24 protein-coding genes and 1 pseudogene are annotated in these 19,983 nt (G+C 71.9%); 9 read left to right on the top strand and 16 right to left on the bottom strand.

Translation table 11 applies throughout. The features are described from left to right. Positions 1-56: 56 nt before the first annotated feature. Both D0D28_RS20470 and D0D28_RS20465 read left to right on the top strand, forming a co-directional pair. Positions 57-900: pseudogene (locus D0D28_RS20470) on the top strand (inositol monophosphatase family protein). 34 nt (positions 901-934) lie between these two features. Further along, a complete protein-coding gene (locus D0D28_RS20465; protein ID WP_116111639.1) occupies positions 935-1,264 on the top strand; it encodes a zinc-ribbon domain-containing protein in 330 nt (109 codons plus the stop codon). A 1-nt stretch (position 1,265) separates the two neighbouring features. Here the strand turns inward: D0D28_RS20465 and D0D28_RS20460 are convergent, their stop codons facing one another. The 3 genes from D0D28_RS20460 to menD all read right to left on the bottom strand — a co-directional run bounded on the left by D0D28_RS20460 (position 1,266) and on the right by menD (position 5,128). Beyond that, positions 1,266-1,760 carry a DUF3592 domain-containing protein gene (locus D0D28_RS20460; RefSeq protein ID WP_205413313.1) on the bottom strand — a complete coding sequence of 165 codons (495 nt, stop codon included), beginning with the start codon at positions 1,758-1,760 and terminating at the stop codon, positions 1,266-1,268. A gap of 12 nt (positions 1,761-1,772) precedes the next feature. Further along, positions 1,773-3,272: a M1 family metallopeptidase gene (locus tag D0D28_RS20455; protein WP_205413312.1), complete on the bottom strand. Its 1,500-nt coding sequence runs from the start codon at positions 3,270-3,272 to the stop codon at positions 1,773-1,775. 191 nt (positions 3,273-3,463) lie between these two features. Then, positions 3,464-5,128 carry a 2-succinyl-5-enolpyruvyl-6-hydroxy-3-cyclohexene-1-carboxylic-acid synthase gene (menD, locus tag D0D28_RS20450; protein ID WP_116111636.1) on the bottom strand — a complete coding sequence of 555 codons (1,665 nt, stop codon included), beginning with the start codon at positions 5,126-5,128 and terminating at the stop codon, positions 3,464-3,466. A 57-nt stretch (positions 5,129-5,185) separates the two neighbouring features. Here menD and D0D28_RS20445 point away from each other — a divergent pair, with 57 nt between their 5' ends. The 4 genes from D0D28_RS20445 to D0D28_RS20435 are packed head-to-tail and all read left to right on the top strand — an operon-like array spanning position 5,186 to position 8,333. After that, positions 5,186-6,109: a 1,4-dihydroxy-2-naphthoyl-CoA synthase gene (locus D0D28_RS20445; protein ID WP_116111635.1), complete on the top strand. Its 924-nt coding sequence runs from the start codon at positions 5,186-5,188 to the stop codon at positions 6,107-6,109. Positions 6,110-6,116: 7 nt separating this feature from the next. Continuing rightward, complete coding sequence (menE, locus tag D0D28_RS20440; RefSeq protein ID WP_116111634.1) at positions 6,117-7,265, top strand: o-succinylbenzoate--CoA ligase; 1,149 nt, start codon at positions 6,117-6,119, stop codon at positions 7,263-7,265. Positions 7,266-7,296: 31 nt separating this feature from the next. Further along, positions 7,297-7,437, top strand: a complete 141-nt coding sequence (locus D0D28_RS36225; RefSeq protein ID WP_167481475.1) for a hypothetical protein — start codon at positions 7,297-7,299, stop codon at positions 7,435-7,437. Between the two features lie 23 nt (positions 7,438-7,460). Then, the gene (locus D0D28_RS20435) at positions 7,461-8,333 is read left to right on the top strand and encodes a 1,4-dihydroxy-2-naphthoate polyprenyltransferase (protein WP_094003746.1); all 873 of its coding nucleotides are present in this window, start codon (positions 7,461-7,463) and stop codon (positions 8,331-8,333) included. 159 nt (positions 8,334-8,492) lie between these two features. Here the strand turns inward: D0D28_RS20435 and D0D28_RS20430 are convergent, their stop codons facing one another. Genes D0D28_RS20430 through D0D28_RS20420 form a run of 3 tightly spaced genes read right to left on the bottom strand, consistent with a single transcriptional unit; the run spans position 8,493 to position 10,316 of the window. Next, entirely contained in the window at positions 8,493-9,566 is a 1,074-nt protein-coding gene (locus D0D28_RS20430) for a PLP-dependent cysteine synthase family protein (protein WP_116111633.1), read from the bottom strand. Further along, positions 9,550-9,831, bottom strand: coding sequence for a DUF4229 domain-containing protein (locus D0D28_RS20425; protein ID WP_027932766.1), 282 nt, complete (start codon positions 9,829-9,831; stop codon positions 9,550-9,552). Before D0D28_RS20425 ends, D0D28_RS20430 begins: the two co-directional genes overlap by 17 nt. Before the next feature lie 11 nt (positions 9,832-9,842). Further along, a complete protein-coding gene (locus D0D28_RS20420; protein ID WP_094003744.1) occupies positions 9,843-10,316 on the bottom strand; it encodes an Lrp/AsnC family transcriptional regulator in 474 nt (157 codons plus the stop codon). A 212-nt stretch (positions 10,317-10,528) separates the two neighbouring features. On the opposite strand from D0D28_RS20420, the gene D0D28_RS20415 reads away from it, so the two are divergent. Then, a complete protein-coding gene (locus tag D0D28_RS20415) occupies positions 10,529-10,738 on the top strand; it encodes a BldC family transcriptional regulator (RefSeq protein WP_020417396.1) in 210 nt (69 codons plus the stop codon). 129 nt (positions 10,739-10,867) lie between these two features. Next, positions 10,868-11,041 carry a hypothetical protein gene (locus D0D28_RS36220; RefSeq protein ID WP_094003743.1) on the top strand — a complete coding sequence of 58 codons (174 nt, stop codon included), beginning with the start codon at positions 10,868-10,870 and terminating at the stop codon, positions 11,039-11,041. A 1-nt stretch (position 11,042) separates the two neighbouring features. Here the strand turns inward: D0D28_RS36220 and D0D28_RS20410 are convergent, their stop codons facing one another. Genes D0D28_RS20410 through D0D28_RS20395 form a run of 4 tightly spaced genes read right to left on the bottom strand, consistent with a single transcriptional unit; the run spans position 11,043 to position 15,513 of the window. Beyond that, on the bottom strand, positions 11,043-12,140 hold the full coding sequence (locus tag D0D28_RS20410) for a MinD/ParA family ATP-binding protein (RefSeq protein ID WP_094003742.1): 1,098 nt from the start codon (positions 12,138-12,140) through the stop codon (positions 11,043-11,045). Beyond that, complete coding sequence (gene ccsB, locus D0D28_RS20405) at positions 12,140-13,138, bottom strand: c-type cytochrome biogenesis protein CcsB (RefSeq protein ID WP_116111632.1); 999 nt, start codon at positions 13,136-13,138, stop codon at positions 12,140-12,142. Before ccsB ends, D0D28_RS20410 begins: the two co-directional genes overlap by 1 nt. Before the next feature lie 6 nt (positions 13,139-13,144). Next, the gene (resB, locus tag D0D28_RS20400; protein ID WP_116111631.1) at positions 13,145-14,743 is read right to left on the bottom strand and encodes a cytochrome c biogenesis protein ResB; all 1,599 of its coding nucleotides are present in this window, start codon (positions 14,741-14,743) and stop codon (positions 13,145-13,147) included. Continuing rightward, positions 14,740-15,513 carry a cytochrome c biogenesis CcdA family protein gene (locus D0D28_RS20395; protein ID WP_116111630.1) on the bottom strand — a complete coding sequence of 258 codons (774 nt, stop codon included), beginning with the start codon at positions 15,511-15,513 and terminating at the stop codon, positions 14,740-14,742. Before D0D28_RS20395 ends, resB begins: the two co-directional genes overlap by 4 nt. A gap of 121 nt (positions 15,514-15,634) precedes the next feature. Here D0D28_RS20395 and D0D28_RS20390 point away from each other — a divergent pair, with 121 nt between their 5' ends. Further along, on the top strand, positions 15,635-16,162 hold the full coding sequence (locus D0D28_RS20390) for a hypothetical protein (RefSeq protein ID WP_116111629.1): 528 nt from the start codon (positions 15,635-15,637) through the stop codon (positions 16,160-16,162). Here D0D28_RS20390 and D0D28_RS20385 read toward each other — a convergent pair. Genes D0D28_RS20385 through D0D28_RS20360 form a run of 6 tightly spaced genes read right to left on the bottom strand, consistent with a single transcriptional unit; the run spans position 16,141 to position 19,962 of the window. Continuing rightward, positions 16,141-16,716, bottom strand: a complete 576-nt coding sequence (locus tag D0D28_RS20385) for a TlpA family protein disulfide reductase (RefSeq protein WP_116111628.1) — start codon at positions 16,714-16,716, stop codon at positions 16,141-16,143. The two genes, D0D28_RS20390 and D0D28_RS20385, sit on opposite strands and share 22 nt — an antisense overlap. Continuing rightward, positions 16,713-17,339, bottom strand: coding sequence for a histidine phosphatase family protein (locus D0D28_RS20380; protein WP_116111627.1), 627 nt, complete (start codon positions 17,337-17,339; stop codon positions 16,713-16,715). Before D0D28_RS20380 ends, D0D28_RS20385 begins: the two co-directional genes overlap by 4 nt. Further along, on the bottom strand, positions 17,336-18,637 hold the full coding sequence (gene hemL, locus D0D28_RS20375) for a glutamate-1-semialdehyde 2,1-aminomutase (RefSeq protein WP_116111626.1): 1,302 nt from the start codon (positions 18,635-18,637) through the stop codon (positions 17,336-17,338). Before hemL ends, D0D28_RS20380 begins: the two co-directional genes overlap by 4 nt. A 25-nt stretch (positions 18,638-18,662) precedes the next feature. Continuing rightward, on the bottom strand, positions 18,663-19,007 hold the full coding sequence (locus D0D28_RS20370; protein WP_094003734.1) for a hypothetical protein: 345 nt from the start codon (positions 19,005-19,007) through the stop codon (positions 18,663-18,665). A 12-nt stretch (positions 19,008-19,019) separates the two neighbouring features. Then, on the bottom strand, positions 19,020-19,442 hold the full coding sequence (locus D0D28_RS20365) for a DUF3093 family protein (protein WP_116111625.1): 423 nt from the start codon (positions 19,440-19,442) through the stop codon (positions 19,020-19,022). Between the two features lies 1 nt (position 19,443). Beyond that, positions 19,444-19,962, bottom strand: a complete 519-nt coding sequence (locus D0D28_RS20360) for a hypothetical protein (RefSeq protein ID WP_116111624.1) — start codon at positions 19,960-19,962, stop codon at positions 19,444-19,446. Between the last annotated feature and the right edge of the window lie 21 nt (positions 19,963-19,983).

The following is a 19,983-nucleotide window of genomic DNA, read 5'->3' as shown; positions in this document are numbered from 1 at the left end:
TCCTCTTCACCTGGGTGTGCCGTCCCGGACACTTGGTGCCGCCACACTCGGCTGGCGTGACCCTCCTCTCCGCCCGCACCCCACCCGGTCGAACCGGGCTTGCTGTCGCGAGCGCTCGAGGTCGCCGGGCGGCTGGCCAACGACGCCACCGACGTGATCACCGCGACCGCGGGCCGGGGCGCCCACCCCGACATCGCGGACTCGCCGTTCGACTGGGTCACCGACACCGATCGCATCCTGGAGCGGCACACCCGCCGCGTGCTGACCGCGGAGTTCCCCGGCATCCCGGTCGTCGGTGGCGAGTTCGGCGCCGACACCGGCGCGGACTCGGCGGCCTACCGCTGGGTGGTCGACCCGGTCGACGGCACCGCCAACTACGTCGCCGGGGTGCCCTGGTGCGCCTACAGCCTCGCGCTGGTCGACGCGTCCGGGCCGGTCGTCGGCGTGGTCGCCGACCCCTACCGCGCCCAGATCTACGCCGCCGCCCGCGGCCGCGGCACGCGCGCCAACGGCAAGCCGGTCCGGCTGGTCGACCGGGACCGCATCGCCGGGTCGATCGTGTGCACCGAACTGGCCCGCAAGGGGCCCTGGCCGGGCATGGGGTCGTTCATCGAACGCGCCGCCGAGGCACGCGCCGGGGTGCGGGTGCTCGGCTCGGCCGCGTTGTCGATCGCGCAGGTCGCGCTCGGGCACGCCATCGCCGCGGTGCTGCACAGCTACCACGAATGGGACGTCGCCGGCTCGGTCGCGCTGGCCATCGAGGCCGGCGCCGTGGTGCTCGACCGGCGCGGCTCGGACAGCCCGCTGCCCACCGACGGCCTGCTCGTCGCCGCGCCCGGCGTCGCCGAGGAAGTCCTGTCGTGGTGGCAGGAAACCGAACGGGAGATCCGCGCGTCCTAGTCCGGACGAGATCACGGACCCGGGAGAACACGACATGCTGATCTACGGCTGGCGCAAGAGCGTCCAGGAGCTGGCCACCGCGACCTACCTGTGCGGGAACTGCCAGAACCCCAGCGCCCACGCGCTGCGCCGCGCCGTCACGAAGTTCACGCTGTTCTTCATCCCGCTGTTCCCGATCAGCTCGAAGTACTTCACGGTGTGCACCTTCTGCGGCATGACCAACAAGCTGACCAAGGAGGAGGCGCAGCAGGTCCAGGCCATGCAGCCGCAGGCGCCGGCGCAGGCCGCGTTCCCGCAGCAGCAGGCCATGCCGCCCGCGGGCTACCCGCAGCAGCAGATCCAGCCGCCGCGCCAGAACTTCTGAGTCAGCCGGACTTGACCGGGGTGTCGTCGTCCACGGCGGCGACCTCCGGTTGGGCCGGCACCACGCGGCGCAGGCGCTGGCGGATCAGCCACGCCACCGCCACGGCGGCCGCCCAGGTGACCAGGATCGTGGTGCCCAGCGGCAGCAGCGTCAGGGTCGCGGTGCGGCCGGCGACCCGGGCCAGGTCCGGGTCGGTCGCGTCGTACTCGATGCGCACCAGGTCGCCCGCCACCAGCCCGCTCGGGTAGAGCACGCCGTTGGACGGAATGTGCACGATGCCGTCCGGCGTCTCGAACCGGATGATCGTGCGGTCCCAGGTCACCGCGTCGACCTCGGCCGTCGCCGTGCCCAGGTTGCCGGTGATCGCCTGGTCGTTGCGGATCGCGGCGAGCAGCAGCCCCACGCACAGCACGGTGATCACGGCGGCGACGGCGAGCACGCAGCGACGGCCGACCTTCAGCCACCACAGAGTTCTCGCCGTCACTCGTCCGAGCATAGAAGGTGCGGGTTAACGGCTGTCCCCGGCCGCCAGCAGCCGGTGGGTCCGCTGGATGGCCGGGTACGACTTCGGCTCGGCGGCAGCGCGCAGGGTGGTCGTGCCGTTCGGGCCGGTGGCCGGCTTGCCCGCGGTGAACAGCCAGGTCTGGAACAGCTGCCGCAGCGGCTTGCCGGAGACCTGCTCGGCCAGCGCGACGAAATCGCTGATGCGGGCGTCGTCGCCCCGGTGCCGGGCGGTCCAGGTGCGCAGGATCGTGAAGAACGCGTCGTCGCCGACGGCCGTGCGCAGAGCCTGGACAGCCAGCGCGCCGCGGTCGTAGACGGCGTCGTCGAACTGGTTGGCCGCGCCCGGGCCGCCGGGCAGGACCTGCCAGAACGGGTCGTCGGCCGGGTAGGAGTCGTAGACGTACTGGGCGAGCTCGGCCGCGGTGCCCTCGCCCTGGTGCTCCGACCACAGGTACTCGGCGTAGCTGGCGAAGCCCTCGTTGAGCCAGATGTCGCTCCAGCGGCCCAGCGAGACCGAGTCACCGAACCACTGGTGGGCGTTCTCGTGCGCGACGACCGACGTGTTGGCGCCGGCAACGAAGAACTTGGTGCTGTAGACGGGGCGGGTCTGGGCCTCCAGCGCGAAGGTCAGGCCGGTGCTGACGACGCCGCCCTGGGCCTCGAACGGGTACTCGCCGAACTGGCTCGCCAGGAACTCGACGATCTCCGGGGTGCGCTCGACGCTGGCCTTCGCGGCGCCAAGCGAGTCGCCGGTGGCCGGGTCGTAGGCGGTGACGAACGGCTGCCCGCTCGGCGTGGTGCCCTGGTTGAGCTCGAACCTCCCGACTTCCAGGGTGGTCGCGTAGGTGTTCTGCGGCTGGGTGCTGCGCCAGTTCCAGCGCGTCCAGCCGGCCCGCTGCTTGGTGGTGCGGACGAGGGTGCCGTTGGACAGGGCGGCGACGTCGTCGGGCACCTCGACCGAGACGTCGTAGGTCGCCTTGTCGGTGGGGTGGTCGCTGGCCGGGTACCACCACTGGGAGTTCTGCGGCTCGTCGACCGCGAGCGCGCCGTCCGGGGTCTTCTTCCAGGCGGTGTAGCCGTCGATGACGACCTTCGACGGCGTGTCGGCGTAGGTGACGACGATCGTGACCGGCTGGTTCTTCGCCAGCGGCTTGGCCGGGGTGACCTCCAGTTCACCGTCCCGGACGGTCCGGAAGGCGGCCGGCCGGTTGCCGACCCGGATCTCGCGGACCCGGAGCCCGAAGTCCAGGTCGAAGCTGGACAGCTCCTGCGTGGTGGTCGCCAGGATCGTCGTGGTGCCGGAGAGCTGGTCGGTGGCCGGCTGGTAGGTGAGGCGGATGTCGTAGTGCGCGACGTCGTAGCCGCCGTTGCCGGCGTAGGGGTAGTAGGGGTCCCCGGCGCCGGGAGCTCCGGGAGCGGGCGCGGCGGTGGCGGTCGACGCGAGGAGCACGATCGCGATTCCGGTGGTCACGGCCCCCAGGCCGGCGCGAGTTCGCAGACGCATGAGCCGGACGCTAGCGGGAAAACTTCCCACCGGACACGGCCGAAAGAAGGTTCCCGCTAACTGAGAGCGGCGAGTCCCACGCTCCCGACGGCGAGTCCCACGCTCCGGACGGCGAGTCCCACGCTCCGGACGGCGAGTTCCGCGCTCCGGGGCGCCGAGGTGGGCGCTTCGGCCAGCTCCGGCACGCGGGCTCAGGCCAGCGCTGTCGACACCGCGCCGCGGATGCGCGCGTGCAAGTCGCGGTGGCGGGTGCGGTCCACCTGCACCTCGACCACCCGCAGGCCGGGCGCCGGGCGCAGGGCCTCGCGGAACTCCTCGATCGTGCCGGCGCGCACGTGCGGGATGCCGAACCCCGCGCACAGCGCCGACAGGTCCGCGCCGTGCGGGGTGCCGAACACGTGCTCGAACGCGTCCCGGTGCTCGGGCGCGCCCTGTTCCAGCAGCGAGAAGATCCCGCCGCCGTCGTCGTTGAGGACCACGATCGTCAGGTCCGGCCGGGTGTCCGCCGGACCGGCCAGCAGGCCGTTGACGTCGTGCAGGAACGTCAGGTCGCCGAGCAGCGCGTAGGAGTGCCCGCGGTGCACCGACGCCGCGCCGATCGCCGTCGACACCGTGCCGTCGATGCCCGCCACCCCGCGGTTGCGGTGCACCAGGATGTCCGGCCGCATCCGGCCGCCCAGCGCCACGTCCCGCGCCGGGTTCGACGAGCCGACCACCAGCAGCGCGTCCGGCGGCAGGGCGTCCACCAGCTCGGACGCCAGCCGCAGCCCGCTCGGCCACTGCTCGCGCCGCAACGCCCGGCCGACGGCCTCGTTCGCCAGCGCATCGGCCCGCTGCCACGCGGCCAGCCAGTCCGGATCGGCCGGCTTGGTCGGCGAGTCGAACCACTGCCCGACCTGCCGCACGTTGTGCGCGGGCGCGGGCCAGTCCGAGTCCGGGCGCACCAGCAGCACCTCGACGTCGGAGTCCGACAGCAGCTGCTGGATCTGCCGGAACACCGTCGGCCTGCCGAGGCACAGCACCTGCTCCGGCTTGTGCCGTCGGATGAACTCCTCCGCGCCGAGCAGCCACACGCCGGACGAGATCGCCGACGACCCGAGCAGCCCGAGGCCGCCGGTCTCCGAGATCACCGGCCAGCCGTGCTGCTCACCCCACTCCCCGGCGGCCCGCACCCCGCTGTCGCACGCGATGACCAGGCCGCACCGGGCCGAGGGCACCACGAACGACGGCAACGCGCCGAAGTCCGGCAGCTCGGTCCAGCGCTCCCCGCCGGGGCGGCCCTCCAGCGACTCGTACCACTCGTCGTCGCCGTCGGGCACCAGCGGCTCGCGGAACGGGACGTTCAGGTGCACCGGGCCGCAGCGCCACTCGCCGTAGGCCGCGTTCCAGGCCCGGCAGATCTGGCTGCGCCAGTACGCGTTCTGGCCACCGCGCCGCGCGGCGACGGCCAGCTCGTCGAAGTAGCGGACCGCGCCGCCGTAGAGCCGCTGCTGCTCGATGACCTGGTTCGCGCCCGCGGCCCGCAGCTCCGGCGGGCGGTCGGCGGTCAGCACGATCAGCGGCACCCCGGCCCGGTCGGCCTCCAGGACCGCGGGGTGGAAGTTCGCCGCCGCGGTGCCGCTGGTGCACACCACGGCGACCGGGCGCCCGGTGCGCGCCGCGATGCCGAGCGCGAGGAAACCGGCGCCCCGCTCGTCGATGCGGACGTGCAGCTGGAGGCGTCCCGCGGCGGCCGCGGCGTGCAGCGCCAGCGACAGCGGCGCGTTGCGCGAGCCCGGGCAGAGCACCACGTGGGAGACGGTGTTGCGGACGAGTTCGTCCACGATGACCTTGGCCTGCGCGGTCGACGGATTCACCGGGCACCGCCCGGCGTGTCACCCGTCACCACAGTCACACGGCCTATTCTCCCAAACGTGCATGACGCCCAGGTTTCCGAGCTGTTCGACCCGTCCGCCTGGACCGAAATCGAGGGTTTCGGTTTCACCGACATCACCTATCACCGTTCCGTCGAGGCCCGCTCCGGCAAACGCGTCGTGCGCGTCGCGTTCGACCGCCCCGAGGTTCGCAACGCCTTCCGCCCGCACACCGTCGACGAGCTGTACCGCGCTCTCGACCACGCGCGGATGAGCTCAGATGTCGGCTGCGTCCTCCTGACGGGGAACGGTCCCTCGCCGAAGGACGGTGGGTGGGCGTTCTGTTCCGGTGGTGACCAGCGTATTCGCGGTCGGTCCGGCTATCAGTACGCGAGTGGCGAGACCTCCGACACGGTCGACCCCGCGCGGGCCGGCCGCCTGCACATCCTCGAGGTCCAGCGGCTGATCAGGTTCATGCCGAAGGTGGTGATCGCGGTCGTGCCGGGCTGGGCCGCCGGTGGTGGGCACTCGCTGCACGTGGTGTGCGATCTCACCCTCGCCTCGGCCGAGCACGCGCGGTTCAAGCAGACCGACGCGGACGTGGGGTCGTTCGACGGCGGGTTCGGGTCGGCCTACCTGGCGCGCGAGGTGGGGCAGAAGTTCGCGCGGGAGATCTTCTTCCTCGGCCGGGAGTACGACGCCGAGCAGATGCACCGGATGGGCGCGGTCAACGCGGTCGTGCCGCACGCCGAGCTGGAGGCCGAGGCGCTGCGGTGGGGCTGGGAGGTCCTCGGCAAGTCGCCGACGGCGCAGCGGATGCTGAAGTACGCGTTCAACCTGATCGACGACGGGCTGGTCGGACAGCAGGTCTTCGCCGGCGAAACCACCCGTCTGGCCTACATGCAGGACGAGGCGGTCGAGGGCCGGGACGCGTTCCTGGAGAAGCGGGACCCCGACTGGTCGGCGTTCCCCTACTACTACTGAGGTCGCCGTGCGTGAGGTCTGGCTGCGGGGTCCGGAGTCGGTCGACGAGCTGGCCGGGGCCGTGGCCGCGGCGCTCGACGGGGGCGAAGCGGTGCTGCCGCTGGACGGCAGCGACCCCAAGGCCGCCGGGTTGCTGGCGGCTATGCGGCCGGACGAGCCGGTGGAGCCGGGCACCGCGGTGATCATCGCGACCTCCGGGTCCACCGGCGAACCGAAGGGCGTGCTGCTGTCCGCCGGGGCGCTGCGGGCCTCCGCGGAGGCGACGCACCGGCGGCTGGGCGGTCCGGGGCGCTGGCTGCTCGCGACCCCGGCGAACTACATCGGCGGCCTGCAGGTGCTGGTCCGGTCCATGCTCGCCGGGCAGCCGTTCGCCGTGCTGCCGCCCGGGCCGTTCCGCGCGGAGCGTTTCGCCGAGGCCGCGCGGCCGGTGCTCGCGGGGGACGGGCCGCGCTACACCGCCATGGTGCCGACCCAGCTGACCCGCCTGCTCGACGCCGGCGGCCCCGGCCTGGACGCGGCCAAGGCGTTCGATGCGATCATCCTCGGCGCCGCCGCGACCACCCCGGCCCTGCGCGCCCGCGCCGCCGAGGCCGGGGTGCGGATCGTCCCGTCGTACGGGATGAGCGAGACCGCGAGCGGCTGCGTCTACGACGGCGTCCCGCTTGACGGGGTCGACGTGCGGATCGCCGGCGACGGGCGGATCCTCATCGCCGGGCCGGTCCTGACCCACGGCTACCGGCTGCGGCCCGACCTCACCGCCGACGCGTTCGACGGGCGCTGGTTCCGCACCGGGGACCGCGGGCAGCTGCGCGACGGGCGCCTGGAGGTCCTCGGCCGCCTCGACGACGTGATCAACACCGGCGGGGTCAAGGTGTCCGCGGCTGCGGTGGAACGCCTGATCACGGCCCTGCCCGGGGTGCGGGAAACCTGTGTCGTCGGGCTGCCGGACGCCGAGTGGGGCCAGGTCGTGGCGGCCGCGGTCGTGGCCGAGGGGGCGGCGCCGAGCGTGGACGAGCTGCGGGCGGCGGTGCGGGCGTCCGCGGTTGCCGCGGCCGTGCCGAAACGGGTCGAATTCGTTACCACACTCCCACTGCGCGGGCCGGGCAAAATCGACCGGACAGCGGTCGCGCAGCAGATTTTTCCCCCGGTTGGTTGACATCGAGCGCGGACCGTCTTTCAGTTAGCCAATGATCTCGCTGAAACGTCTCCTGGTCGCGGCCGTCGGAGCCGCATTCACCGTCCTCGCGGTGTCCGGCACCGCCGCGGCCGCTCCGCCGCTGCCCGACTCCGGCACCCTCACCTGGTCCGTACCGGTCGCCGGGGAGTAGACGCGCTCGACCAGAATGCAGTCATGGCGACTGTGACGGAGTGGATCGAGGGGGCCCGGCCGCGGACGCTGCCGAACGCGGTGGCCCCGGTGGTGGCGGGCGTGGGGGCGACGATCCAGCTGGGGGCGTTCACCTGGTGGCAATCGCTGCTCGCGCTCCTCGTGGCGCTCGCGCTGATCATCGGCGTCAACTTCGCCAACGACTACTCCGACGGCATCCGCGGCACGGACACCGACCGGGTCGGGCCGCTCCGCCTGGTCGGCTCCGGTGCCGCGGCGCCGAAACTCGTGCTGACCGCCGCGCTGACCAGCTTCGGCGTGGCCGGGGTGCTCGGGCTCGTGCTGGTGGCGGTCACCGGGCGGTGGTGGTTGCTCGCGATGGGCGCCGCGTGCATCCTCGGCGCCTGGTTCTACACCGGCGGCCGCAAGCCCTACGGGTACGCGGGGCTCGGCGAGGTCGCGGTGTTCATCTTCTTCGGCCTGGCCGCCGTGCTGGGGACGGTGTACGTGCAGGCCGGGCGGATCAGCTGGGAGGCGCTGGGGGCCGCGGTGGCGGTCGGGTGCTTCTCGATGGCCGTGCTGGTGGCGAACAACCTGCGCGACATCCCGACCGACAAGGTGGCCGGGAAGGTGACGCTCGCCGTCCGCCTGGGCGACGCCGGGACGCGGCGGTTCTACCTGACGCTGATCGCGGTGCCGTACGTGGTGACGGTGTTGCTGGCGATCGGGCACCCGTGGCCGCTGATCGCGCTGGTGACGGCGCCGCTGCTGCGGACCCCGGTGCGGGCGATCATCAGTGGGGGCACGGGGCCGGGGCTGATCCCGGTGCTGAAGGACACCGGCCTGGCGATGCTGGCGTGGTCGGTGCTGACCGCCCTGGGGCTGGGACTCTCCTAGCCGCCCAGCGCCACGCCCAAGCGTGGAACTCACGCCCCTGAACGTGGGATTCGCGGCCATGAACGTGGGACTCGCGGCCATGAACGTGGGACTCGCGGCCGCACGCGAGTCCCACGCTCCTGTGGGCGAGTTCTGCGCTCCTGTGGGCGAGTTCTGCGGTCAGTTGGTCCACTTGCCGCTGGCCAGGAACCGTTCCATCCGGGCTGTGTGCGGGGCCAGGTCGAAGCCTTGCTCGGCGATCCACTCGTCGTTGTAGTAGGTGTGTGCGTAGCGCTCCCCGCCATCGCAGATGAGGGTTACCACGCTGCCCACCTGGCCCGCCTCGAGCATGCCCGCGATGATCTCGAACGCCGCGTACAGCGCCGTGCCCGTCGAGCCGCCCGCCCAGTGGCCCGTGCGCTCCCGCAACAACCTGATCGCCGCCATCGACGCCGCGTCCGGGACCTGGATCATGTGGTCGATGACCGTCGGCACGAAACTCGGCTCCACCCGCGGCCGTCCGATGCCTTCGATGCGTGACGGCATCCCCGTGGCGTAGTCCAGGGCGCCCGTTTCCCACGCGCCGTAGAACGACGAGTTCTCCGGGTCGGCCACCGCGATCTTCGTGGTGTGCCGCCGGTAGCGCACGTACCGGCCGAACGTCGCGCTCGTGCCGCCCGTGCCCGCCCCGACCACGATCCACGACGGGACCGGGTGCCGTTCGGCGCGCATCTGGGCGAACACCGACTCCGCGATGTTGTTGTTGCCGCGCCAGTCCGTGGCCCGCTCGGCGTAGGTGAACTGATCGAGGTAGTGCCCGCCGCACTCCGCGGCCAGCCGCTCGGCCTCGCTGTACATCGCGGACGGGACGTCCACGAAGTGGCACCGGCCGCCGTAGAACTCGATCAGCTCGATCTTCTCCCGGCTGGTCTTGCGCGGCACCACCGTCACGAAGTCCAGCCCGAGCATCCGCGCGAAGTACGCCTCGGACACCGCGGTCGAGCCGCTGGACGCCTCGATCAACGTGGTGTCCGGCCCGATCTGGCCGTTGACCAGCGCGTACAGCAGCAGCGACCGGGCCAGCCGGTGCTTGAGCGAGCCGGTCGGGTGCACCGACTCGTCCTTCAGGTACAGGTCCACGCCCCATTCGGGCGGCAGCGGGAAGCAGTGCAGGTGCGTGTCGGCGCTGCGGTTGGCGTCGGCCTCGATGAGGCGGATCGCTTCGCGCACCCACGCCCTATTCGTCGGCGGCATCCTCGCCCCTCAGCTGGGCCCGCAGCTTCGCCCGCTCCCGCGCCCGGTGCTCGTTGCGCGCCGCCAGGCCCGCGGTCACCCGCGCGTTCAGCTTGCGGAACACCAGCAGCCCGACCGGCAGGCCGACCACCACGCCGACGGCGACGGCGACCAGCAGCGGCACCTTCACCAGGACGAGCACAGCCGCCACGACGACGATCAGCCCGAACCGCGCGAGCAGGTAAAGCGTCAGGTCACGGCCCAGATGAGTACGGGTCTCGCTCACGTCTGAGGAGCCTACGCGCCGGTCACGGGCGGATCTTCGAGCACCGTGTTGTTCGGCCGCCCCTCGAACCGCGTGGACAGCACCACCGTGGTCCGCGTGCGCGCCACCCCGCCGATCCGCCGCAGCCTGCCCAGCGTGTGCTCCAGCTCGTCGACCGTCGGCACCCGGACCTTCACCACGAACGCCTCGTCCCCGGCGACCGCGTAGCAGCTCTCCACCTCGGGCAGTTTGCCCAGCTCCTCGGCCACGTCGTTGTCGTCGGCGGTGTCGGTGGGCTGGATGCCGACCAGCGCGGTCACGCCCAGTCCGACGGTGCTCGGGTTGACCGTCGCGTGGTAGCCGGTGATCACGCCGGCGGCTTCGAGCTTGCCGACGCGCTCGTGCACCGAGGACGCGGACAGCCCGACGGTTCTGCCCAGCTCCGCGTAGGTGGCACGGCCGTTCATGCGCAACGCGGCGATGATCTTGCGGTCCAGGGCATCCACGGAAGCCAGCCTAGGCGGCCTTTACCGAACGCCCGCGACCGCTGCCTGCGCTGTTGCTCCACGCACACGAGCTGGGCGTTTTGTCCATTACTACCCCTTTACTTATTGACAACCGTTCGAGTACCTGACGGGTGAGATGCCACGATTGCCGTGTTGATCGAACCGGGGCTTCGACCTCCGGTTTAGCAGTTTGGTCGTGAAGGAGGCGGAAAATGACCGCTAGCACGGGAGGGCGCCTGCTGACGCCCGGCGAAGTCGCCGCGTTGTTCCGGGTGGACCCGAAGACCGTGACCCGGTGGGCGACCGCGGGCCGCATCGGCTCGATCCGCACCCCCGGTGGGCACCGGCGGTTCCGGGAGTCCGAGGTCAACGCCCTGCTGGCCGAGCTCACCACGGACGCGAACGAGCCGGCTCGCGTCTGACCACGTGGCGAAAACCCCGCGGACCGGCCCAGCCGGACCCGCGGGGCCCGGGCGCGTCATCCGGAACTCACGCCGGAGGGGTTACCCTCGGTACAGCAGTTCCGCCAACGCACTCGGAAGGGAGCGGGGATGATCTACCTGCTCGCAGCGATCGGCGCGCTCACCATCGCTGTCCTGTTGTGGCGGGCCTTCGGCCCCGAGCACGTCGGGGTGTCCTCGCGGGCGACCGTCGCGCCGGACGACGACCCCGAGTTCCTGCGCAAGCTCGGCGAGCGGAAGCCGCCGAAGTCCGAGGACGACTGACCTAGCGTTTACCGGGGAAGGCGTCCGCCATGGTGGCCGCCAGCTCCAGCAGCGCCATGCGCGTCTCCGGCGTCAGGCGCTCCAGCTCGATCTCCGCACCCTCTTCCAGGTGCGGGTCGAACGGGATCCGGCACACCGCCCTGGTCCGGGCCGCGAAGTGCGCGGCCAGCTTGTCCAAGTCCACCGAACCGGCCTTCGGGCGCACCGAGTTGATCACGGTCACCGACCGTTTCACCAGGTCACCGTAGCCGTGGGCATCCAGCCAGTCCAGGGTCGCCGACGCGCTGCGCGATCCGTCCACCGACCCGGACGACACCACCACCAGCGCGTCGGCCGCGTCCAGCACGCCCTTCATCGCCGAGTGCATCAGGCCGGTGCCGCAGTCGGTGAGCACGATGTTGTAGAAGTGCTCCAGCAGGTTGACCGTGCGCAGGTAGTCGCTTTCGGAGAACGCCTCCGACACCGCCGGGTCCTGCTCGCTGGCGAGGATCTCCAGCCGGCTCGACCCCTGTGAGGTGTAGGCGCGGACATCGCTGTAGCGGGTGATCTTGTCCGCGTCCCGCAGCAGGTGGCGCACCGTCGCCGTGGTCTCGATCGGGATCTTCTGCGACAGCGTGCCGCGGTCCGGGTTCGCGTCCACCGCGATCACCCGGTCGCCGCGCAGCGCGGCGAACGTCGAGCCGAGCGTGGTGGTGATCGTGGTCTTGCCGACGCCGCCCTTGAGGCTCAGCATCGCGATCCGGAAGCACCCGCGCAGCGGCTGGTTCACCCGCGCGACCAGCTCACGCTGCCGCTGCTCCAGCGGGCTCTCCCCCGGGTTGATCAGCTTGCCGGAGGCCAGGTAGACCGCCTTGCGCCAGCCCGACTGGGGCACGCGCTTCGGCGGCCGCACGGGGCGCTCGGGCGCGGCGTGACGCGGCCGGGACGGCTGCGGCAACGGCGGGTACGGGTACTGCGGCTGCCCGTACTGCTGGTGCAGCGGGGGCAGGTTCGGGTCGTAGCCGGGCTGCTGGTGCCGCGGCGGTGGAGGAGCCGGGTGCGAGGTGGAGTCGGTTCGTTCGTCGGAGAAGTAGGACTCGGGTTCGCGCGGCTCGGTCATCAGCCGACCCCGGCGTAGGAATGCAGGCCCGTGGTGACGAGGTTGACGAAGAACAGGTTGAACACCGTCACTGCGAACCCGAGGGTGTTGATGACCGCGGCGCGGGTGCCGCGCCAGCCCGCCGTGGCCCGCGAGTGCAGGTAGGCGGCGTAGACGACCCACGCGATGAACGCGGTGGTCTCCTTCGGGTCCCAGCCCCAGAACCGGCCCCACGCGGCCTCGGCCCACACGGCGCCGCACAGCACACCGAAGGTGAACAGCGGGAACGCGAACACGGTGGTGCGGTAGGCGATGCGGTCGAGCACGTCGGCGGCGGGCAGTCGCGACCCGAACCGGGCGAAGCGCTTCGGGTTGCGCTCGTGCGCGGTGCGGATCAGGTAGAGGATGCTGGCGACGCCGGGCACCAGGAAGATGCCGGACGACGCGGCCGCCGCGGACACGTGGATGATCAGCCAGTACGACTGCAGCGCGGGCTGGACCGGCGCGGCCACGGTGTAGAGCATCGTGCCGCCGACGAACATCAGGATGACCACCGGCAGCAGCAGGAAGCCGGACAGGTGGCGGGCCGGGAACTTGCGGATCACCACGAGCCAGGTCACCACGGCGATGAACGTCACCGCCATGATGTATTCGTACATGTTGCCCCACGGCACGCGGTGCGTCGCCAGACCACGCAGCACCAGCGCGGCCAGGTGCAGCAGCACGCCCAGGACGGTCAGCGCGGCACCCATCCGGCCGATGCGCTCGGCGCGGCCACGGGCGGCCCGGTCCGCCGGAGTTTCAGCCGGAGGGGTGACGGTCTCGCTGGTGCCTGGGCCGCCGGCCCCGACCAGTTCGCGCGCCCGCTCCCGGGTGCGCTCGGCCGCGCGGCGCCCCTTGGCGCCGAAGGACTGTTCGATGAGGAAGAAGACCAGCGCCAGTACGTAGATGGCCGTCGCTGTCGTGTAGGACCAGTCGCTGTACTGGGACAACGTCTCATTAACAGCAGCGCCCGGCATTGCCACTTACCTCCGTTTGCCTGTGAGCAGCTCGTCCGCGATCCGGGTGAACTCCTCGCCGTAGCCCGCCTGGTCGGTGCGGGCGAGCCCGCCCACCTCGACCACGGTACCCGTCCCGGCCTCGCCGCCCGGGACGACCCGCACCCACAGCCTGCGGCGTTTGATCAGCAACGACAACCCGAGGCCGACGAACATGACGACGGCGAACCCGAGCACGTACGTCTGGGTCGGGTCGTGCGAGATCTGCAGCGACACGAAGCGCTGCACCCCGTCGAACCGCACCACGGTGCCGTCGTCCAGGGTGACCGACTGGCCGACGTTCAGGTTCGAGCGGGCGACCCGGGTGAGGCGGCCGTCGTCCACCATGGACTGGTCGATGGAGAAGATCGACTGGCTCTGCCCGGAGTCCAGGCCGAGGTCGCCGCGCATCACGTCGACCGCGACCATCGGGTTGGTCAGCTCCGGCCCGCCGCCGGTCAGCACGCCGCCGTGCAGCAGCCCGTCCGGCGCGAACAGGCCGGTGATCGCGAGCTGCTTGGTGCGCCGCTCGAACGGGTCGGTGATGTTGGGCGGGTCGAACTTGGTCGCACCCTCGTTCAGCGTCGCGGTGCCGTCGGTCGGGCGCCACTGCGTCGCCTGCGTGCGGGTCGTGCCGTCCGGCCAGGTGATCGTGAAGATCGGCGAGTAGCCGTTGCCGAGCAGGTAGACGCGGTCGCCGGCCAGCCGCAGCGGCGAGTTGACCTCGAGCAGGTAGTTGCGCCAGGTGCCGGTCTCCAGGTCCGCGCCCGCCTGGTACTGGACGTTCGACCTGTACTGGATGGGCTGGCCGGCCTCGGTGAACTCGGCGCTGAAGTCGTTGACCTTGACGCAGAACGGGTTGAGGTCGGTGCCGTCGACCCGCAGCCCGGGGGTGAACGAGTCGTAGGCGTAGATCCCGGAGTTGCAGAACTGGGACCCGTTGGCCTGGACGATCACCTGGCCCTCGTAGGTGTACATCTTGCCCAGCGCGAACGCGATGATCAGCCCGAGCATCCCGAAGTGGAAGACCAGGTTGCCGGTCTCGCGGAGGTAGCCGCGCTCGGCGCTGATCGTGCGGGCGCCGTCGTCCTCCGCGCGCTCGACGGCGCGCCAGCCCTTGAGCCGGGCGCGAGCGGCGGCCAGTACCTCGTCGGGGTCGCGCGGGGTGGTGGCCTTGGCGAAGTGCGGCAGCCGGGCCAGGTTGCGCGGGGTGAGCACCGGCTTGGCGCGCATCGACCGGAAGTACTCGACGCTGCGCGGCAGCAGGCAGCCGACCAGCGAGATCATCAGCAGCAGGTAGATCGCCGAGAACCAGACGCTGGAGTAGACGTCGAAGAACTGCAGGCGGTCCAGCAGCGTGCCCCACCAGCCGTGGTCGGCGATGTACTGCTCGGTCTTCGGGGCGTTGAGCGTGCGCTGCGGCAGCAGGGCGCCGGGCAGCGCGGCGAGCGCGAGCAGGAACAGCAGGATCAGCGCGGTGCGCATCGCGGTGAGCCCGCGCCAGGTGTTGCGCAGGAACGCCAGCACGCGCTGGGCGGGCGAGTTGCGGTAGGGCTTGGGGTCCGGGGGCGCTTCGGTGGCGGTCACAGCGGCAGCACCGTGTCCGTGACGAAGGCGTCCCGCAGCCAGCTGACCAGCTCGCCCCACAGGCCGGTGACCAGCAGGACACCGACGACGAGCAGCAGCACACCGCCGAAGATCTGGACGCGGCGGCCGTTGCGGCGCAGCCAGTCGGTGGCGCGCACGGCCCAGCGCGCGCCGAACGCGATGAGCAGGAACGGCAGGCCCAGGCCGAGGCAGTAGACCAGGACCAGCAGGAACCCGCGGGCGCCGCTGGAGCCGGTGCCCGCGGCCAGCGCGAGCACGCCGGACAGCGTCGGGCCGATGCACGGCGTCCAGCCGAGCCCGAACACCGCGCCCAGCAGCGGCGCGCCGAGCAGACCGCCGCGCGGCCCGCGGTGCGACCGGACGTCGCGCTGCAGCGCCGGGATGAGACCGAGGAAGACCAGGGCCATCGCGATGGTGACCACGCCGCCGACGCGCTGCAGCAGGTCCTGGTTGACCAGCAGCGCGTCGGCGAGCCACACCAGGCTGCCCACCCCCGCGGCGAACACGACGGTGAACCCGAGCACGAACAGGGCGGCCGCGCCGACGACCGCGTAGCGGCCCTTCTTGCGGTCCTCGTCCGCGGTCACGGCCGGGGCGTCGGCGCCGACCAGCGCGGCGAGGTAGGCGAGGTAACCCGGCACGAGCGGGACGACGCAGGGCGAGGCGAACGAGATGGCACCCGCGAGCAGGGCGACCCCGGCGGCGAGCAGCAGCGGCCCGGAGGTCGCCAGCTCGGTCACGGAGTTCACGGTTCGAGGGTAAGCAGTGAGTTCGGTGTGAGTTCACCGGGATGGGGTCGGCCGATCGGCCGAGGACGGCGAGCCCTTCGACCGAAGCCGGCCCCGTGGTCCGCACCATACCTTTTCAGCCATGACGATTCCGCTGCGTGTCCACGCGTTGCTGTCCGTGCTGACCGGGGCGCCGCTGGTGTGGGAAATCACCCGCGTCGACCTGAGCCGTCCCGCCTCCTACGCGTTCCTGCTCTGCTGCGCGCTCGTCGCCGCGGCACCGTGGCTGGCGCTGCGCTTCCACTGGTCGACGGGGGTGCTGCCGGCCGCGGGCGGTGTGCTCGGCTCGGCCGGACTGGTGCTGCTGCTGGACTGGTTGCCGGCCCGGCCCGAGGTGGTGAACCTGCCGCTGGTCCAGGTGGCCGGCCTGATCGCGGTGCTGGTGATCGTCCTGCGCGACGCCGGGCCGTGGGGCGCGGTGCTCGGCGCGACCGCCCTCACGCTGTCCGCCGCGGCCGCCGCCGTGGCGATCCACCAGTGGGCGCGGGTGTCGCACCACCTCGCGACGCCGTACCCGCCGTCGGTCGTGGGCACGGCGCTGCTGGTATTCGGCGGCGCGCTGGCCTGCGGCGTCTTCCTGCGTTCCGGCTACTCGGCGGCGAGCCGCTGAACCACCGGCTCGATGTCGCTTGCCAGGATCGACCGCAGGTAGACCGCGGCCACCCGCTGCTGCTTGTCCAGGATGATCGTGGACGGCACGACGTTGCGCGGGTAGCCGGACAGCTGGAGCAGGCTGCGGCCCGGCGGGTCGTAGATGGACGGGTAGGTCAGCTGCCGGTTGCGCACGAAGTCCTGCGGCGCCGAGCGGTCGTCGTCGCGGACGTCGAGGCCGAGGACCTGCACGCCCTTGTCCTGGTGCGCCAGGTAGAGCTTCTCCAGCTCGGGCGCCTCGGTGCGGCACGGCGCGCACCACTGGCCCCAGATGTTGATCACCACGACCTGGCCGGCGTAGTCCGCGACCGAGATGGTCTTGCCCTCGGTCATCAGGTCCTCGCCGGACAGGTTCGGGATCGGCTGCCGGTCGGCGCCCTCGTAGAGGATGTCGGTCTTGCCGCCGGGCGCGACGAACTCGAAGTTGCTGCCCTGCGACACCGCGTCGTTGCCCGTGCTGCACCCGGCGAGCACGAACACGCTCGCCAGGACGGCCGCGAGGATCCGCTTCATGCTCCGGTCACCTTCGGGTCGGTGGCGCCGGCCGGTTCGCTGTAGACGATCTTCACCAGCTCCTCGCCCTGGAAGACCAGGCTGGTCAGCGACGCGAGCGAGCACTGGCGGCGGCGCGGGTCGTGCCACAGCGGCTTGGCCTCGAGGAACCGGCGCAGCGTCCAGATCGGCAGCTGGTGCGACACGCACAACGCCTCGTGCCCCTCGGCCTTCGAGCGGGCCCGCAGGACCGCGCCGAGCATCCGGTGCGCGATCTCCACGTACGGCTCGCCCCACGACGGCACGAACGGGTTGCGCAGCTTCGGCCAGTGCCGCGGCTGGCGCAGCGCGCCGTCGCCGACAGCGACCTTCTGCCCCTCGAACGCGTTGCCCGCCTCGATCAGCCGCTCGTCGGTCTGCACGTCGAGCCGGTGGGCCGCCGCGATCGGCGCCGCCGTCTCCTGCGCGCGCTGCAGCGGCGAGGAGACGACGTAGGCGATGTCGTGGGTGGCGACCGCCTCGGCGACGGTGAGGGCCTGGCGGCGGCCGCGTTCGGACAGGTGGAAGCCGGGGAGGCGACCGTAGAGGATCCCGTCCGGGTTGTGCACTTCCCCGTGCCGCAGCAGGTGCACGATGGTCGTCACTGTCGCGCCTCCGCCGCGGCCTTGGCGGCCGCCGGCAGCGCGGCCTCGATGACCTCGAACGCCGCGTCGTCCATCACGGAGTTGACGAACCACGCCTCGTACGCGCTCGGCGGGCCGTACACGCCGCGCTCCAGCAGGGCGTGGAAGAACGGCGGGAAACGCCAGGTGTCCGAGCTGGTGGCGTCGTGGTAGTTGCGCACCGGCTCCTCGCGGAAGAACACGCTGAGCAGGTTCCCGGCGTAAGCCACGTGGTGCGGCACGCCCGCCTTGTTCAGGGCCTCGGTGAACAACGCGCCCAGGCGCTGCGAGTTGGCGTCGAGGCGGCGGTACACCTCGTCGTCGGCCGCGCGCAGGGCCGCCAGGCCGGCGGCCACCGCGACCGGGTTCCCCGACAGCGTGCCGGCCTGGTAGACCGGGCCGGTCGGCGCGAGCCGCGCCATCACGTCCGAGCGGCCGCCGAACGCCGCGGCGGGCAGCCCGCCGGACATGACCTTGCCGAACGTGTAGAGGTCGCCGGGCACGCCCTCGATGCCGAACCAGCCGGACCGGGACACCCGGAAACCGGTCATGACCTCGTCCATGATCAGCAGCGCGCCGTGCTCGTGCGCGAGGTCGCGCAGCTGGGCGTTGAAGTCCGGGCCGGGCGCGACGGCACCCATGTTGCCGGCGGCGGCCTCGGTGATGATCGCGGCGATCGAGTCCGGGTTGTCCGCGAAGGACTGCCGCACGGCCTCGATGTCGTTGTAGGGCAGCACGATCGTGTCCGCGGCCTGCGCGCCGGTCACGCCGGGCGAGGTCGGCAGGCCGAGCGTGGCGACGCCGGACCCGGCCTGGGCGAGCAGCGCGTCGACGTGCCCGTGGTAGCAGCCGGCGAACTTGACGATCTTGCTGCGGCCGGTGAACCCGCGGGCCAGCCGGATCGCGCTCATCGTCGCCTCGGTGCCGGAGTTGACCAACCGCACCTGGTGCACCGGGTCGACCCGGTCGATGATCTCCTCGGCCAGCTCGACCTCACCGATGGTCGGCGTGCCGAACGACAGGCCCGAGCTCGCGGCCTCCCGCGCGGCTTCGACGACCGCCGGGTGCGCGTGCCCGAGGATCATCGGACCCCAGGAGGACACCAGGTCCACGTAGCGGTTGCCGTCGGCGTCCCACAGGTACGGGCCCTCGCCGCGCACCATGAACCGCGGCGTGCCGCCCACCGAGTTGAACGCCCGCACCGGGGAGTTCACGCCGCCGGGGGTCACCGCGGCGGCGCGGTCGAACCATGCCCTGGACTTGTCGACTTCTTGCGTCACAGACCCCAGTCTTGCAAAAGCCTCGTCAGGCCTGGTTCAGGTGTCCGGCGAAGTAGCCGAAGTCATCCCCGTCGCCGCCGCCTTCGCGGCTCTTGCGGCGGCGCTTGACCCGCGTCGCGAGCAGGATCTCGCGCACGGCGTCGGCCAGCAGGATCCCGGCGACCACGCCGAGGCCGATCGCGCCGGCCATCCAGCTGCCGATCCAGCGCGTGCTGGTCAGGACGGTGCCGTCGGTGAGCGTCACCGCCACGGTGTGCACGCCGTGCGGCCACAACTGGAACGCGCCCCACACGGCCACGGCCGCCAGCAGCACCTCGGCCAGCGCGACGACCGCGCGCACGGGCTGGTTCAGGCGGGGCTGTTCAGTCACGTGAGCAGCCTCTCATGCCGCCCGCGCGTCGCGCAGCGCGGTCCGCAGCGCCTCGACGTCCTTGGCCCAGGCGAGGACGACCGTGTCGTCGGCGAGCCGGATGGGCAGCGCCTCGTACTTGTTCGGGGTGGTCCAGCCGCCGCCGAGGACGCGCGCCCCGGCCGGCGCGCCGACGTCGGTGACCTCGGCGATGTCCGTCAGCGGCACCCGCTCGCGGCCCTGCCACAGCGCGTCGTCGGTGACCTGGACGGTGAGGAACCGGCGCCGCGCGTACACCCAGGGCGCGGTGATCGCGGCCAGGCCGAGGCCGACGATCACCCACGCGACGGTGTGCGTGGCGCCGGTGAGCAGCTCGGCCAGGAACCCGAGCAGGGCGAAGCCGGGCCCGTAGGCGAGGGCCGTCCAGCTCGCTCCGCGCTCCAGGTACCGGGTCACGCTACCGGCGGCCGACCTTCGGGAAGTACGGCTGCACCGACGGGATGTACATCAACACGAGCGCGACCAGGCAGAGCAGCGTCGCGATCAGCGAAATGCCGGTGTAGGCCTGCATCACGAACTGGAAGACCAGGGTGATGGCCACCAGGACGGTCAGGACGGTGCGGGCGGAGCGGGTGCCCTGCCGCGCCTTCCAGGCGAACAACACGAAGAAGGCCGCGAACGACACCGAGCCGACCAGCAGCATCGCGAACAACACGGTGGTGCCGGAGGAGATCTTGTCCGGGGTGATCTGCGGGTCGGTGTTGGCCTTCACCAGGACGTCGATCACCTGTTGCCGCGACAGGAACACGACCAGGTAGGCGATCACCAGGACCACCGCCGAGGCGACCCAGAACCAGAACGACACCTGCACCGGCTTCGGCGGATCGGGCCGTTCGACCTCGTCGCCCGGCAGGCTCGGCGCCGGGGGCAGGCCCTGGGCGCGGCGCTCGTCGTCCGATTCGTTCCCTGCGGTCACGCCACAGAGACTACTGTGCCG

The organism is Amycolatopsis ruanii (genome assembly GCF_003385175.1).
GTDB lineage: Bacteria > Actinomycetota > Actinomycetes > Mycobacteriales > Pseudonocardiaceae > Amycolatopsis_E > Amycolatopsis_E thermalba.
Note: the sequence above shows the minus strand (reverse complement) of the source record. Positions and strands in the feature narration are given on the sequence as shown.